Source organism: Uliginosibacterium sp. TH139 (assembly GCF_002855595.1).
Taxonomy (GTDB): Bacteria; Pseudomonadota; Gammaproteobacteria; order Burkholderiales; family Rhodocyclaceae; genus Uliginosibacterium; species Uliginosibacterium aquaticum.
On the sequence record NZ_PKRR01000004.1, the window covers coordinates 591,587 to 606,678 of the forward strand.

Consider the following 15,092-nt stretch of genomic DNA (forward strand, 5'->3'; position numbering starts at 1 on the left):
TTTCCTGATAAACCTGATTCTTGCAAGGAGCCATGAATGGCCGCAAATGAAGTCCAGCAAGCGCTTGGCGATAATGCCGCACGCCAGCTTGCGAATGCCACCAAGACTGTCCCGCAGCTTTCTATCATCACGCCGCGCTGGCTGACCCATCTGCTGCAGTGGCAACCCGTCGAGGCGGGTATCTACCGCCTCAACAAGGTCAAGAATCCGCTGGATGTGCAGGTGACCTGCACTCAGCGCGAAGGCTCCGGCGAACTGCCGAACACCTTCGTTGATTACGAAGAAGCCCCGCGTGAGTACTTCCTTAATGCAGTCAGCACCGTGCTAGACGTGCAGACCCGCGTGTCCGATCTCTACAGTAGCCCGCATGACCAGATCAAGGAACAACTGCGCCTGACGATCGAAACGATCAAGGAGCGTCAGGAGTCCGAGCTGATCAACAATCCGGACTACGGCCTGCTTGCCAGCGTGCATCCGGATCAGATCATTTACCCGCTGACCGGCGCACCAACGCCGGATGATCTGGACGAGCTTCTGACCAAAGTGTGGAAAGAGCCGGCCTTCTTCCTGACTCACCCGCTTGCGATTGCCGCCTTCGGCCGTGAGTGCACCCGCCGTGGCGTGCCGCCCCCCACCGTGTCGCTCTTCGGCTCGCAGTTCCTGACCTGGCGCGGCATCCCGCTGATCCCGTCGGACAAGGTGCCGGTGGCCGATGGCAAGACCAAGATCCTGCTGATCCGCGTGGGCGAGAAGCGCCAGGGCGTGGTTGGCCTGTTCCAGCCGGGTCTGGCGGGCGAACAGAGCCCGGGCCTGTCGGTGCGCTTCATGGGTATCAACCGCAACGCCATCGCGTCCTACCTGATTTCGCTGTACTGCTCGCTGGCCGTGCTGACCGACGACGCCCTCGCTGTGCTTGATGATGTGGAGATTGGCAAGTTCCATGACTACCCAGACACCTACAAGTAATCCTGCAGGCGCAGGCAGCTTGGGTGGTGTGACGGGACTGACGCCGCCGGCAGGCATTCCCAAGGAGCCTTCTTCGGGTCTGCCGGATGTGGCAAGCCTGGCGAAGCTGGCGGGCGAGTTTTTCTCAGCCCTGCCTGGCAACACCGCGACGACCGCACTGCCAGGCGGCGCCACCAATGGTTTGCCCCTCGGGCTGAGCCATCTGGGTGGCCCGTCGCAGCTCGCTATGCCGCCCCAGCCGTCCGAGCCGGTGCTGGCCCTCGGTGCGCGTGCCCCTGCGCTCGCACCGGTTGCCCAGACACAGACCGGGCTGCCGGAAAAAGCGGTGGATTCTGCTGGCGTATCGAGCCGTTCTCCGACGCAGGGCGTGCCCGAAGCCTATGCGGCCTCGCTACCCAGCATCGATCTGCCGCAAGCCCCCGTGCAAGCGCCTGCAACGCCGCCCAGCTCACCGTATTACTTCCTCGGTGACGAGGTTGCCAAATTCGGCGCATATCCGGTTGCCAGCGAAGTGGATGTGCCGCGTGAAGATCGCGTGACAGCCCGTTCTTTCGGTTTGCCCGGTGAGGACGAGTTGCGTGAGTTGCTCGGTGGTGTGCCGCCAACCGCTGCTGCTCTGACTGCCGAACCTGCGAAGAAGGATCAGTGGTTTTACTTCACGGATCTGACTCGTAACGAGAATGGTCGCGCACCGGCATCGCAAGCTGGCGCGCGTCCGCCTTTCGACGTGAACGCTGTGCGTCGCGACTTCCCGATCCTGCAGGAACGCGTGAACGGCAAGCAGTTGGTCTGGTTCGACAACGCGGCCACCACCCACAAGCCGCAGGCCGTGATCGACCGTCTCGCTTACTTCTACGCCCACGAGAATTCCAATATTCACCGTGCGGCGCATGAACTGGCGGCGCGGGCGACGGATGCCTACGAGGGTGCGCGCGACAAGGTCAAACGCTTCATCGGCGCCAGCTCGACCGAAGAAATCATCTTCGTGCGCGGAGCCACCGAAGCCATCAACCTGGTCGCCAAGACCTGGGGTGCGCAGAACGTCGGCGAGGGTGACGAGATCATTGTCTCCAACCTGGAACACCATGCCAACATCGTTCCCTGGCAGCAACTGGCTGCCGCCAAGGGTGCGAAGTTGCGCGTGATTCCGGTAGATGACACGGGCCAGATCCTGCTCGACGAGTATCGCAAGCTGCTCAACGACAAGACCAAGATCGTCGCGGTAACGCAAGTATCCAACGCGCTCGGCACGGTCACGCCGATCAAGGATATTGTCGCCCTCGCTCACTGCGTGGGCGCCAAGGCTCTGGTCGATGGCGCACAGTCCGTGTCGCACATGCGGGTAAATGTGCAGCAGCTCGATGCCGACTTCTTCGTCTTCTCGGGCCACAAGATCTTCGGCCCGACCGGCATCGGCGTGGTCTACGGCAAGCGCGACATTCTGGAGAACATGCCGCCCTGGCAAGGTGGGGGCAACATGATTGCGGACGTCACGTTTGAGCGTACGATCTATCAGCCGCCGCCCAACCGCTTCGAAGCCGGCACCGGCAACATCGCGGACGCGGTCGGCCTCGGCGCTGCGCTGGATTATGTGGATCGCATAGGTATCGAGAATATCGGCAGCTACGAGCACGACCTGCTGGCTTACGCCACGCAGGGCTTGCTCACGATTCCGGGTATCCGTCTGATCGGCACGGCGGCCGAGAAAGCCAGTGTCGCGTCCTTCGTGCTCAAGGGTTTCACCACGCAGGAAGTGGGCGAAGCGCTGAACCGCGAAGGCATTGCGGTGCGCACCGGCCACCACTGCGCCCAGCCGATTCTGCGGCGCTTCGGTGTCGAGCAGACCGTGCGGCCCTCGCTGGCCTTCTACAACATCTGCGAAGAGGTCGATCGCATGGTGCGCGTGGTGTACCAGCTGGCGACTTCGCGTCGTTGAGCATGCAGTAATCAGTCACCAGCCGGCAGCCGGGAAACCGCTGCCGGCTTTCTTATTTGAGCGAGCACGCATATGGAATGCACAGTCAGCTGGGCCGGAGAGGCCCGTTTTGTTGCGTCAACCGGCAGTGGTCAGGAAGTCCGCATGGAAGGCGGGGCAGGGGAGCTGGGAGGCCGTAACCGGTTCCCATCGCCCGATGGAGTTGATCCTCGCGGGAGTAGTGGGCTGCACGGCGTATGACTTGTGAACTGCCCTTAAGCTTTCTACGCTCAATGTCTGGCGGCCAACGAAACGATGAATAGTGATTTGGCGCCTACGAAACTGGAAGTGTGGCGCAACGAAAAAGGCCTACAGCATTGCTGTAGGCCTTTTCTGAGAATTTTCAGTCATTAACTCCAGACTGAAAAAATATTTGGTAGGCGGTATTGGACTCGAACCAACGACCCCGTCCGTGTGAAGGACGTGCTCTACCAACTGAGCTAACCGCCTGCATGACTGGGAAAAATTTCGTTCCCGTCAGAAGAGAGGCCGAATTATAGGGAAGCTTTTTCGGTTCGTCAAAGCTTTCATCGCTTAAAATGCACATCTTTCGTTTTGATGCTATTCCGTCAGCCATGAGCACTCCTGTTCGAACCCGTTTTGCCCCCAGCCCAACTGGCTTTCTGCACATCGGCGGCGCTCGCACTGCGCTGTTTTCCTGGGCCTTTGCACGTCGCCATGGTGGTCAGTTTGTCTTGCGTATTGAGGATACTGACGTTGCACGCTCTACGCCCGAAGCAGTCCAGGCCATCATTGATGGCATGAGCTGGCTGGAGCTGACCCACGACGAAGGTCCTTTCTATCAGATGCAGCGAATGGAGCGTTACAAGCAGGTGATTGGTGAAATGCTGGCGGCTGGAACGGCTTATCACTGTTACACCCAGCCGGAAGAACTCGAGGTAATCCGCGAGGCGCAACGTGCGCGTGGCGAGAAGCCTCGTTACGACGGTCGGTGGCGTCCGGAGCCAGGAAAGGTTTTGCCTGCTGTGCCGGAGGGACTGCATCCGGTGGTGCGTTTTAAGAATCCGCTCGAGGGAGTGGTGGCCTGGGACGATCTGGTTAAGGGGCATATCGAGATCTCCAATGCCGAACTGGATGATCTGGTTATCGCTCGTGCCGATGGCACGCCGACCTACAATTTCTGCGTGGTGGTGGATGACTGGGATATGCGTATCAGTCATGTGATTCGTGGCGATGATCATGTGAATAACACCCCGCGTCAGATCAATATCCTCAAGGCTCTGGGGGCGAGTGTGCCGCTGTATGCGCATCTCTCGATGATCCTGGGTGATGACGGTACCAAGCTTTCCAAGCGTCACGGGGCTGTCAGCGTGATGCAGTATGACGAAGAGGGTTTTCTGAAAGAGGCAGTGATCAACTATCTCGCGCGTCTGGGCTGGAGCCATGGCGACGAAGAGGTCTTCTCGCGCGAGCAGTTTGTCGAGTGGTTCGATCTGGATCACATCACGCCCTCAGCCGCGCAGTTCAATACCGAGAAGCTCAAGTGGCTGAATGCGCATTACATCAAGCAGACTGAACCGTCAGTGTTGGCGGCGGATGTGGTGAAGCGTCTGGCCGCTCGCGCGGTAAGTGTCGAGGGTGGGCCGGAGCTGGCCGCAGTTGTGGCACTGTACCGGGAGCGTGTATCAACCCTGGTTGAGCTGGCTGATTCGGTGGAGTCATACTTCGTCGAGGTAGCGCCGTCTGCTGAGTTGGCGGCCCAGCACCTAACCGAAAGCGCCTGTTCGGCGCTGGCGTTGCTGGCTAGCAAGCTTGCTCTCGTGAGCTGGGATAAGGCGGCCTTGAGCGGGTTGATCAAGGAAACCTGCAGCGAGTTGGGTCTGAAAATGCCCCAGCTTGCAATTCCGCTGCGCGTGAAGTTGCTTGGTGTGGCGCAAACGCCGTCGATCGATGCCGTCCTGGAGGTGCTGGGGCGTGAGCGGGTGCTGGCGCGTTTGAGGTAAGGCGAGCGGCCTAGCTGCACTCTCTTGGAGGGTGCAGCCCGCCCGCTGCGTGGCGAGGCGCCGAGAACAGCGTTGCTTGCTTCTGCTGCGCTAGATCAGCGCGTTTTGTCGCGCATGAGGCGTTGCTTCTCGCGTTCCCAGTCGCGTTCTTTTTCGGATTCGCGCTTGTCGTATTGCTTCTTGCCCTTTGCCAGGCCGATTTCCATCTTGACTCTGCCCTTGCTGTAGTGCAGGTCGAGTGGTACCAGTGTGAAGCCGGCGCGTTCAACCTTGCCGATCAATTTGTCGATCTCGTTCGCGTGCAGCAGGACTTTGCGGGTGCGGACCGGGTCAGGCTTGATGTGGGTGGAGGCGGCGAGTAGCGGGCTGATATGCATGCCGATGATGAAAATCTCGCCGCTGCGAATCAGTACGTAGGCTTCCTTGATCTGCGCGCGGCCGGCACGGATGGCCTTTACCTCCCAGCCTTCCAGAACAAGGCCGGCTTCGAAGCGTTCCTCGATGAAGTAGTCGTGAAAGGCTTTGCGATTGTCAATGATGCTCATGATGCTGCGTGGCTGCAGTGTTGGCGCGTGATCCGCTAGAATCGCGCATTCTAGCAGCGACGCAGCAGGCAGCCTCAATCGCATGGCCGAAATCAGAAAGTCCGTTCTTGTTGAGCATGGTGCCGACGCTATGTTCAGGCTCGTTGATGGCGTGGAGGATTACGCAGCCTTTCTGCCCTGGTGTGGCGGGGGGGAGGTGCTTGAGCGCAGTGTGGAGCATGCGGTGGCGGTGGTGCATATTCGCTATCACGGGATCAAGGCGCACTTTTCTACTGTGAATGAAATCGAACCTGGCCGGCGCATCCGCATGCGTTTGCGCGAAGGACCGTTTCGCAAGCTTGATGGGGAGTGGAACTTCACTCCGCTTACTGAGGCGGCTTGCAAAGTGGAGTTTGTTTTGCATTACGAGTTTTCCAGCAGCCTGCTTGAAAAGGTGTTGGGGCCGGTGTTCAGCCAGATTACCGGCAGTTTCGTAGAGGCCTTTATCCGGCGCGCCGATCAGTTGGCCGCTCAGGGTTCCGGAGCTGTATTCAAATGAAAATTGAAGTCTGTTATGCCTTGCCCGAAAAGCAGGAGTTGGTCAGTCTGCAGCTGGCTGAGGGTGCGAATATTGAGCAGGCGCTAAAAGCGTGTGGCCTGCTTCAGAAGCACCCGGAGATAACGCTCGAGCAAGGAAAATTCGGCGTGTATGGAAAAATTTGCCGACTTGATACGGTTTTGCGTGATGGTGACCGGATCGAAATCTACCGCCCTTTGATTGCTGATCCGAAAGAGGTGCGTCGCAAACGTGCTGAAGAGGGTAAGGTCATGAAAAAGGGTGGCGGAGAACTGTAAAAACGCAAAAGGCCCGCAACGCGGCAATGCTGCTCAGTTAAGCCTGAGCGGCATTTTTCTTGATGGAGCTGATGCGCTCATCGTTCCGTCTAGGCAAGGCTAGCTCCAGCACCTCCGCCACACACAATTGAGTGCTCCCTGAGCAGCGACCCCAGCACCCGCCAGATGGCTTGCTCCGTGGGTAAGCGACGATTCGCATAGTAGCCACGCCGCTCATCTGTAATGCCTAACCCAGTGCTGCGGGCCACTCCGTTGCTCAGGGGGCTCAACGTCGTGGGGGTCACTCAGGTACTCTTGCAGCGGCTGAGCCATCCACTGGCTGCAAGGGGCTCAGCTTTGTTGTCATGCCCTGCACTTTACAAACAACAAAGGCCCCGAGGGGGCCTTTGGCTTAACTTAGCGGCAATGGCCTGAAGGCGGCCTTGCTGACAGTCAGGCTTACTTGCAGTCCTTGGCTAGTTGTGCCTTGCTGCGAGAGATTTCAGCCTGCATCTGCGAATCATCCATCGGGATGTTTTCGCCTTTTTCGTTGGCCTTGCCGACTCGGCCACCGCGTTCGAGCATTGCTATGTTGCGCCGCAGGTCGGAGCAGTAGCGCTCCTTGTCGGCCTTGGCTTCTTGTTCCTTCTTCAGTTTTGCGTCAGCTTCTGCCTTCTCGGCCTGTCGCTGCTTGAAGTCGCGGTCGCGCTCCTCCCATCCTTTGGGGCCGGAGGCTTTTGCTTCAGGCACGCCGGAGGCGTTGGCTGCTGGAGGGCTGCCAGCGCTCTTGGGGGCGGCTGCAGGCTCTGGAACCATGTTGTTGCGCACGGTTTTGGCATCAGTGTTGGGGGGCGGCTGGTCAGAGAAATGGGTGCGGCCACTGCTGTCTTTCCATGTATAGACTTGGGCGCCAGCTACCACAGGGAGTGTGCAGGCCAAGGTGATGGCGAGAAGCTTCAGTTTCATGGTGAGTCCTTGAAGGGAGTGCAGGGCCGCCGCTCGGTTTTGCCGGATGGCCCTCCGCCTGTATAATGCCGATTTGCCGGTAAGGATTATAAACATGCGTTTGATCCAGAAGGCGCTGACCTTCGACGATGTTCTCCTGGTCCCCGCCCATTCCAATGTTCTGCCGCGTGACGTCAGCCTTGCTACGCGCCTGACACGTAATATCAGCCTCAACATTCCGCTGGTTTCCGCAGCGATGGATACCGTAACCGAATCCCGCCTGGCGATTGCTTTGGCGCAGGAGGGTGGTATCGGCATCATTCACAAGAACCTTACACCCAAGCAGCAGGCTCAGGAAGTGGCGCGGGTCAAACGGTTTGAATCCGGTGTCCTGCGTGATCCGATCACTATTCCGCCGACGCTGACCGTTCGTGAAGTGACTGCGCTTACTCGCCAGCACAAGATTTCAGGCTTGCCTGTTGTCGAAGGCAAGAAGGTGGTTGGCATCGTCACCAACCGTGATTTGCGCTTCGAAACCAATCTCGATCAGCCTGTATCGTCCATCATGACCCCGCGCGAGCGTCTGGTGACTATCCAGGAAGGGGCGTCGCTCGACGAAGCTAAGGCGCTGATGCACAAGAGTCGCCTTGAACGTGTGCTGGTGCTTAAGGCTAACGGTGATCTGTATGGCTTGATCACGGTGAAGGATATCCAGAAGGCGACCGAGCATCCGCTTGCTGCCAAGGATGCTCAGGGCCGCTTGCGAGTAGGGGCCGCGGTGGGTGTGGGCGAAGGCACTGAAGAGCGCTGTGAGTTGCTGGCTGAGGCGGGCGTGGATCTGATCGTGGTGGATACTGCGCATGGTCATTCGCAAGGTGTGCTGAGCCGCGTGAATTGGGTCAAGAAGAATTTCCCGCAAGTGGAAGTGATCGGCGGCAATATTGCGACAGCCGCCGCTGCGCTGGCTTTGGTGGATGCCGGAGCCGATGCAGTCAAGGTTGGTATCGGTCCGGGCTCGATCTGTACGACACGTATCGTCGCCGGGGTTGGCGTGCCGCAAATCACTGCAATCGATAACGTGGCCAACGCCTTGGCGGCTCACGGCGTGCCTTTCATTGCCGATGGTGGCATTCGCTACTCGGGTGACATCTCCAAAGCCATTGCGGCTGGCGCCAACTGCGTGATGCTTGGCGGTCTGTTCGCCGGAACCGAAGAGGCGCCGGGTGAGACTGTGCTGTTCCAAGGCCGCAGTTACAAGTCTTACCGCGGTATGGGGTCTCTCGGCGCCATGCAGCAGGGGTCGGCGGATCGCTACTTTCAGGACAACGAAGGCGGTAACGCTGAGAAGCTGGTTCCAGAGGGTATTGAGGGGCGCGTGGCCTACAAGGGACCGGTGGGTGCGGTAATCCATCAATTGATGGGTGGCCTGCGCTCTTCGATGGGCTATGTGGGCTGCAGCAGCATCGAAGAGATGCGCGCCAAGGCCGAATTCGTGGAAATTACTTCGGCAGGTATCCGGGAGTCTCATGTCCATGACGTGCAGATCACCAAGGAAGCGCCGAATTACCAGCACATGGACTGAGTTGCACGGGCCGTCTTCTGACGGCCTGCTCTCAAGACTTCCGGAAATTACTTGATGAATCACCCCGCATCTGCACCTGAACAGCAATCCAAGGGGCGTAGTGCGGGGATCGGTTTCATCATGATCACCGTGCTGATCGACATGATTTCGATCGGTTTGATCATCCCGGTGTTGCCGGCGCTGGTCGGCAGTTTTACCCGTAATCCGGTTGAGCAAGCCTGGTGGTATGGAGCAGTGGCGTTTGCTTTTGGTTTTGCCAACTTCATCGGCTCACCGCTTCTTGGCGCGCTGTCGGATCGCTATGGCCGACGTCCTGTACTGCTGCTTGGCTTCTGCGGTTTGGCTCTGAATTTCTTTGCGACAGCCTTGGCGACTTCACTTTGGATGCTGGTGGCGGTTCGCTTGGTTGGCGGCGCCATGCAGGCCAATGCGGCGGTGGCGAATGCCTATGTGGCCGATATCACACCACCTGAGCAGCGAGCGCGCCGCTTCGGCATGCTTGGGGCCATGTTTGGCATGGGCTTTATTCTCGGCCCCGTGATGGGCGGCATTCTTGGTGCCATCAATTTGCATCTGCCGTTCTTCGCCGCAGGTTCGCTGGCTATCCTGAACTGGTTGTATGGTTATTTCGTACTGCCCGAATCTTTGCCGCTTGAGCGTCGCAAGCCGATCCAATGGCGTACTGCGGTTAATCCTGTTGCATCCTTGCGCAAGTTGAATCAACTCAAGGGGGTGGGGCCGTTGGTGGCAGTGATTGCGCTGGCTTCGCTGGCCCAATTCACCTTGCATACAAGCTGGGTTCTGTCCAATAGCTTCCGCTTTGGCTGGGGGCCGGGTGAAAACGGTTGGTCGCTGTTTGCGGTAGGGGTCATGTCTGTGATCGTGCAGGGTTTCCTGCTCAAACATTTCTTGCGCTGGTTCGGTGCTCGCAAGCTGGCTGCGATCGGGCTTGCGTCGGGGGCTGTTGCTTACTTCCTGTGGGGTATGGCGACCCAGGGCTGGATGATGTACGCAGTGATCGGCTGCAATGTGCTGGCATTTGGCGCCATGGCTGCCGTACAAAGCCTGATTTCAAACTCGGCTGAAGCCCATAATCAGGGGCAGACCATGGGGGCTGTATCTTCGCTCAATAGCCTGATGGCTGTGCTAGCGCCAATGCTTGGTGCTCCATTGTTGGCCACCGTCTCGCATCTGCCGCCGCATGACTGGCGTGTTGGCGCGCCTTTCTTTTTCTGTGCTGCACTGCAGGCCGCCGCTGCCGTGTTGGCCATGCGTTATCTGATGACGCACAAAGCCACGCTGGCGGCCGCTGCGGCCGCTGCTTCCTCTGTTCCCGATTCCGCCACGCCCTGATCCATCATGCACAAGATCCTTATTCTCGATTTCGGTTCCCAAGTTAGCCAGTTGATCGCACGTCGCGTGCGTGAAGCACATGTCTATTGCGAACTGCACTCCTTTGATGTCTCCATCGACTTCATTCGCGACTTTAATCCCACCGGCATCATCCTGTCCGGCGGTCCGAATTCGGTTTACGAGAGTGATTACCAGGCCGATCCGAAACTTTTCGAACTGGGCGTGCCGGTCCTGGGGATCTGCTACGGCATGCAATGGATGGCGCAAGCGCTGGGTGGCAAGGTTGAAGCGGGCAAAGTGCGTGAGTTTGGTTTTGCGGAGATCCAGTCGCACGGCGGCGCGTTGTTTGAGCACCTTGAAGACCGGGCTGGCGATGCAGGGGAAAAATTCCTCGAAGTCTGGATGAGCCACGGTGACAAGGTCACCGCGTTGCCTGCCGGCTTCAAAATCATCGCCAGCAACGCGGCGTGTCCGATCGCAGCCATTGCTGATGAAGACCGCGGCTTCTATGCCGTGCAGTTTCACCCTGAGGTGACGCACACCCTCAAGGGGCGTGACATGCTTAATCGCTTCGTGCTGCAGATCTGCAAGGTGGAGCCGTCCTGGACCATGCCGAACTACATCGATCAGGCCGTTGCGAAGATCCGCGAGCAGGTCGGTTCCGATGAAGTAATTCTGGGCTTGTCCGGTGGTGTTGATTCTTCTGTGGCGGCTGCGCTGATTCATCGTGCGATTGGCGACCAACTCACCTGTGTGTTTGTTGATAACGGTCTGCTGCGCCTGAACGAAGGCGAGCAGGTCATGAACATCTTCAACAAGCATCTTGGCGTGAAGGTCATCCACGTGAACGCCACCGAGCAGTTCATGGGCCATCTTGCGGGCGTGACTGATCCGGAAGCCAAGCGCAAGATCATCGGCCGCGAGTTCGTTGAAGTTTTCCAGGCCGAATCCGCCAAGCTGCCCAGCGCCAAGTGGCTGGCGCAAGGCACGATCTACCCGGATGTGATCGAGTCGGCTGGTGCCAAGACCAAGAAGGCCCACACCATCAAGAGTCACCACAACGTCGGTGGCTTGCCGGATACGTTGAAGCTGAGCCTGCTGGAGCCGCTGCGCGAGCTGTTCAAGGATGAAGTGCGCGAGCTGGGCGTGGCGCTGGGCCTGCCGCACGAGATGGTCTATCGTCACCCGTTCCCTGGGCCGGGCCTTGGCGTGCGCGTGCTGGGCGAAGTGAAGAAAGAATACTGCGACCTGCTGCGCCGCGCGGATGCCATCTTCATCGATGAGCTGCGCGCTTTCGACTGGTACGATAAGACCAGCCAGGCCTTCGCGGTATTTCTGCCGGTCAAGAGCGTCGGCGTGATGGGCGATGGCCGCACCTACGAATACGTCGTAGCCCTGCGGGCTGTGTGCACCTCTGACTTCATGACCGCCAAGTGGGCCGAACTACCCTATGAGCTGCTGGGCAAGGTCAGCAACCGCATCATCAACGAGGTGCGTGGTATTAATCGCGTGGTCTACGACGTGTCGGGAAAGCCGCCGGCTACGATCGAGTGGGAGTGATCTCGCGTTTGGCATCGGTTGGCAATATCAGGCAATAAAAAACATATAAGCCCGTGATTTTACGGGCTTTTTTGTGACCGTCTGCAGTACTGGCTGGCAAGATTTGGCACGGCCAAGCAAGCTTTTTTCATGGCATTGCAAGTGGTACTATTTTCTTCGGATGCCATGAGTCCAGCCGATACCATGAGGCTTGTATTTCTTGTTGCATGGTATTGAAGATGCGTAACTTATTGTAATTGTTAGGTAATTTGAAAGTTTTTGGGGCTGTTTTCATTATGGCATAGGACTTCGAATAGGGCCGTAATCATGCTGACCGATACCAAGCTCCGCAACCTCAAGCCGCAGGATAAGCTCTACAAGGTGAACGACCGAGATGGCCTCTATGCTGCAGTTACTCCGGCGGGATCTATCTCTTTTCGCTACAACTATTCGATTCACGGCAGGCAGGAGACCATCACCTTCGGTCGTTATGGTCTCGGTGGCATCACCTTGGCGGAAGCACGTGAGCGATTGGGTGAAGCAAAGAAGATGATTGCGGCGGGGAAGTCGCCAGCCAAGGAAAAGGCGCGGGACAAGTTTCGCGTCAAGGATGCGGAGACCTTTGGGGCCTGGGCCGAAAAGTGGCTACGCGGATACCAGATGGCTGATTCCACTCGTGACATGCGCCGCTCAGTCTATGAGCGGGAGCTCAAACCGAAATTTGGCAACCAGAAGCTGATTGAGATTACTCACGAAGATTTGCGCGCACTGACCGATGCCATCGTGGAGCGAGGTGCGCCAGCAACTGCGGTACATTCTCGCGAGGTAGTGCTGCAGGTCTATCGCTGGGCCATTGAACGTGGCCAGAAGGTCGAGAACCCTGCAGAGCTGGTGCGTCCGACAACAATAGCCAAGTTTGAGCCGCGTGACCGTGCGCTGACGCCAGACGAAATCGGTTTGATGTATCAGTACATGGAGCGCATCGGAACAACACCATCCATCCGTGCAGCTGCCAAGCTTTTGCTGCTGACGATGGTGCGCAAGAGTGAACTGACCAACGCGACTTGGGGCGAGATTAGCTTCAGCGACGCGCTCTGGACGATCCCTAAGGAGCGCATGAAGCGGCGTAGTCCGCATCTGGTGTTTCTGTCCCGGCAGGCTCTGGATATTTTCATTGCACTAAAAACCTTTGCCGGAGGATCAGACTATGTACTGCCTTCGCGGTACGACTCAGATTCTCCTATGAGCAGTGCGACACTTAATCAGGTTCTGACGCTGACCTATAAATTGGCGCAGAAAGAAAAAAAATCTTTAACGAAGTTCGGCCCTCACGATTTGCGTCGAACGGCCAGCACCTTGCTGCATGAAGCTGGGTATAACACCGACTGGATTGAGAAGTGTCTCGCCCACGAGCAGAAGGGCGTCAGGGCGGTGTACAACAAAGCGGAATACCGAGAACAGCGTACAGCTATGCTGCAGGATTGGGCGGACATGATTGATGAATGGACGCTCAAGCCGGCATGTTCATCAGCATGAGGCCGGGGCGCATAGCCTGACCCCCTGATAGTTTGCGTGTCTCGATCCACGCCTCGACCTCTTCCAGATCCCAGGCCACGTTCCTGCTAGTGAGTGCAATGCGTCGGGGGAACTCCCCGCGCTGCTCTAGATTGAAGATTGTTCGCTCAGACAGTGGGATGATCGACAGCAGTTTCTTGCGATTGATAAGAACCTTCGTAGTCATTTGTCTTTCTCCATGCGCATAAATCGTCTCGATCAAGAGTGCCTGCTGGATGTCATGGCTCATTTATTTGATCAATGTCGTTAGCCTAGGAGGGTGTGAATTTGTCGTCAAATCGCTACCTAAAGTAGTTTTTTGCGGTTTGTTTGATGAGATTTCAGGTTTTTTCGTTCAGGTTAGAGGAAATGTGGACTTTGAGAATTTGTGCGTGAAGATTTGATTATTTTTTCTGACGCCATATTTACGGGTTTTCAAAATTCGGGCCGCCTGGAGATGGGTTTGTTGGATTTTCTTCGAGAAAGAAGTAGTTGCCTAAGTCCTTGGCGCCGCCCTGTGGTATTTAGTGCAAGGAATTCCCGTTCGTCGGTTGATTTTTCGCTGATGAGCGGTGTGCTCTGGCTGCGGTGAAGTTGGCGCCGGCGCCTAACTCATGCAGCCTCTAGGCACCATCAACGTTTGCGAGGGGAGGTGCTGGCACGCTCAGGCGGTTCGCCGGGGGCGACGGGCTGAAGGCACCAGTGGGGTGGATGTGTCGGAATAATCTATCGTCGACATATCACGACGAACGGGGCTCAGTTGCCGGTGGATTTACGGAATGACAGCAACTCGGCCAATGTGGTCACTGGGCATGCCTATCGGTAACGTCAGCTATAGCGTGTAGAGCGGATGGACACGCGACGTTATGGCTGGCTTGGTCTTTGGGGCTAACCGAGTGTCGGCAGTGCATCCATCGGGCTACGTACCCCCATGCCGCCCAGATTCAACACATGGGTGTAGATCATCGTCGTGCTCACGTCCGAATGCCCCAGTAACTGCTGGACCGTGCGAATGTCGTAGCCTGACTGCAGCAGGCTCGTCGCGAAGGAGTGGCGCAACGTGTGCGGTGTAGCCGGTTTTTCGACACCTGCCCGGCGTACCGCCTGTTTGAATGCCCGCTGAAAAGTCTGGTCGTACAGGTGGTGGCGCCGAAAAACACCTGAGCGCGGGTCTTTCGACAACTCTGCCTGCGGAAACACCCAGAACCACGGCCACGATTCGCCAGCGCGTGGGTACTTCCGTGCCAGCGCATCGGGCAGCTCCACTCCGGAAACACGATTTGCCACATCGGCCGCCCACAAGGTGCGCGCCCGCGTAAGTTGCGAACGCAGCCCGGGGATCAGGCTTTGCGGAAGCATCACTACGCGGTCTTTGGCGCCCTTGCCCTCACGCACGATGATCGAATTATGCGCAAAATCCACATCCTTGACGCGCAAGCGCATGCCTTCGGCAATCCGCAGGCCTGTGCCGTACAAGAGTTGTGCAAACAGCCGGTGTTCGCCGTCCAGCACAGCCAGAATTCGCGCCACCTCATCCGGCACCAGCACGACCGGCAAGCGCTTTTTGACATGCGGGCGCCCGATTTTAGTCAGCCAGGGCAAATTAACGCCGAGCACCTTTTCATACAGGAACAGTAAGGCCGACAAAGCTTGCCGGTGCGTTGAGGCTGACACTTTGCGCTCGTTCACCAGCCAACGCAGAAAAGCCTCTACCTCCGGCCCCGCCATCGTTGCAGGGTGACGGATGTCATGAAAGCGGATGTACGCCCGCACCCAATAGACATAAACTTCCTCGGTCCGTAAGCTGTAGTGCAGATAGCGGATGCGTTCCCGCAGCTGATCGAGCACTTTCGGGG

The 15,092-nt window shown here is 57.8% G+C and carries 13 protein-coding genes and 1 tRNA gene; 9 read left to right on the forward strand and 5 right to left on the reverse strand.

All coding sequences use genetic code 11. The annotated features are described in order from the left end of the window. The first annotated feature begins 36 nt into the window (after positions 1–36). Together C0V76_RS12560 and C0V76_RS12565 are read left to right on the forward strand one after the other, a co-directional pair. Positions 37–966: a family 2A encapsulin nanocompartment shell protein gene (locus C0V76_RS12560; RefSeq protein WP_101942735.1), complete on the forward strand. Its 930-nt coding sequence runs from the start codon at positions 37–39 to the stop codon at positions 964–966. Then, on the forward strand, positions 941–2,902 hold the full coding sequence (locus C0V76_RS12565; protein ID WP_173893992.1) for a family 2A encapsulin nanocompartment cargo protein cysteine desulfurase: 1,962 nt from the start codon (positions 941–943) through the stop codon (positions 2,900–2,902). Before C0V76_RS12560 ends, C0V76_RS12565 begins: the two co-directional genes overlap by 26 nt. A 413-nt stretch (positions 2,903–3,315) precedes the next feature. Here C0V76_RS12565 and C0V76_RS12570 read toward each other — a convergent pair. Continuing rightward, positions 3,316–3,391: transfer RNA gene (locus C0V76_RS12570), tRNA-Val, on the reverse strand. 125 nt (positions 3,392–3,516) lie between these two features. On the opposite strand from C0V76_RS12570, the gene gltX reads away from it, so the two are divergent. Next, entirely contained in the window at positions 3,517–4,905 is a 1,389-nt protein-coding gene (gene gltX, locus C0V76_RS12575) for a glutamate--tRNA ligase (RefSeq protein ID WP_101942811.1), read from the forward strand. Between the two features lie 95 nt (positions 4,906–5,000). Here the strand turns inward: gltX and smpB are convergent, their stop codons facing one another. After that, positions 5,001–5,450 carry an SsrA-binding protein SmpB gene (smpB, locus tag C0V76_RS12580; RefSeq protein WP_101942736.1) on the reverse strand — a complete coding sequence of 150 codons (450 nt, stop codon included), beginning with the start codon at positions 5,448–5,450 and terminating at the stop codon, positions 5,001–5,003. Positions 5,451–5,532: 82 nt separating this feature from the next. On the opposite strand from smpB, the gene C0V76_RS12585 reads away from it, so the two are divergent. Both C0V76_RS12585 and C0V76_RS12590 read left to right on the forward strand, forming a co-directional pair. Further along, on the forward strand, positions 5,533–5,988 hold the full coding sequence (locus C0V76_RS12585) for a type II toxin-antitoxin system RatA family toxin (protein WP_101942737.1): 456 nt from the start codon (positions 5,533–5,535) through the stop codon (positions 5,986–5,988). Beyond that, positions 5,985–6,284, forward strand: coding sequence for an RnfH family protein (locus C0V76_RS12590; RefSeq protein WP_101942738.1), 300 nt, complete (start codon positions 5,985–5,987; stop codon positions 6,282–6,284). The genes C0V76_RS12585 and C0V76_RS12590 overlap by 4 nt, the downstream gene beginning before the upstream one ends. A gap of 438 nt (positions 6,285–6,722) precedes the next feature. Here C0V76_RS12590 and C0V76_RS12595 read toward each other — a convergent pair whose 3' ends face one another. Beyond that, entirely contained in the window at positions 6,723–7,229 is a 507-nt protein-coding gene (locus tag C0V76_RS12595) for a DUF4124 domain-containing protein (RefSeq protein WP_158239239.1), read from the reverse strand. A 94-nt stretch (positions 7,230–7,323) separates the two neighbouring features. On the opposite strand from C0V76_RS12595, the gene guaB reads away from it, so the two are divergent. From guaB to C0V76_RS12615, 4 genes are all read left to right on the forward strand, one after another. Further along, on the forward strand, positions 7,324–8,790 hold the full coding sequence (gene guaB, locus C0V76_RS12600; protein ID WP_101942740.1) for an IMP dehydrogenase: 1,467 nt from the start codon (positions 7,324–7,326) through the stop codon (positions 8,788–8,790). 54 nt (positions 8,791–8,844) lie between these two features. Further along, on the forward strand, positions 8,845–10,143 hold the full coding sequence (locus C0V76_RS12605) for an MFS transporter (protein ID WP_101942741.1): 1,299 nt from the start codon (positions 8,845–8,847) through the stop codon (positions 10,141–10,143). Positions 10,144–10,149: 6 nt separating this feature from the next. Then, positions 10,150–11,703, forward strand: coding sequence for a glutamine-hydrolyzing GMP synthase (gene guaA / locus C0V76_RS12610; protein ID WP_101942742.1), 1,554 nt, complete (start codon positions 10,150–10,152; stop codon positions 11,701–11,703). Positions 11,704–12,009: 306 nt separating this feature from the next. Continuing rightward, complete coding sequence (locus tag C0V76_RS12615; protein WP_101942743.1) at positions 12,010–13,218, forward strand: site-specific integrase; 1,209 nt, start codon at positions 12,010–12,012, stop codon at positions 13,216–13,218. Here the strand turns inward: C0V76_RS12615 and C0V76_RS12620 are convergent. Together C0V76_RS12620 and C0V76_RS12625 are read right to left on the reverse strand one after the other, a co-directional pair. Further along, positions 13,193–13,423, reverse strand: coding sequence for an AlpA family transcriptional regulator (locus C0V76_RS12620; RefSeq protein WP_101942814.1), 231 nt, complete (start codon positions 13,421–13,423; stop codon positions 13,193–13,195). The two genes, C0V76_RS12615 and C0V76_RS12620, sit on opposite strands and share 26 nt — an antisense overlap. A gap of 701 nt (positions 13,424–14,124) precedes the next feature. After that, complete coding sequence (locus C0V76_RS12625) at positions 14,125–15,084, reverse strand: integron integrase (protein WP_216821731.1); 960 nt, start codon at positions 15,082–15,084, stop codon at positions 14,125–14,127. Positions 15,085–15,092 lie beyond the last annotated feature (8 nt).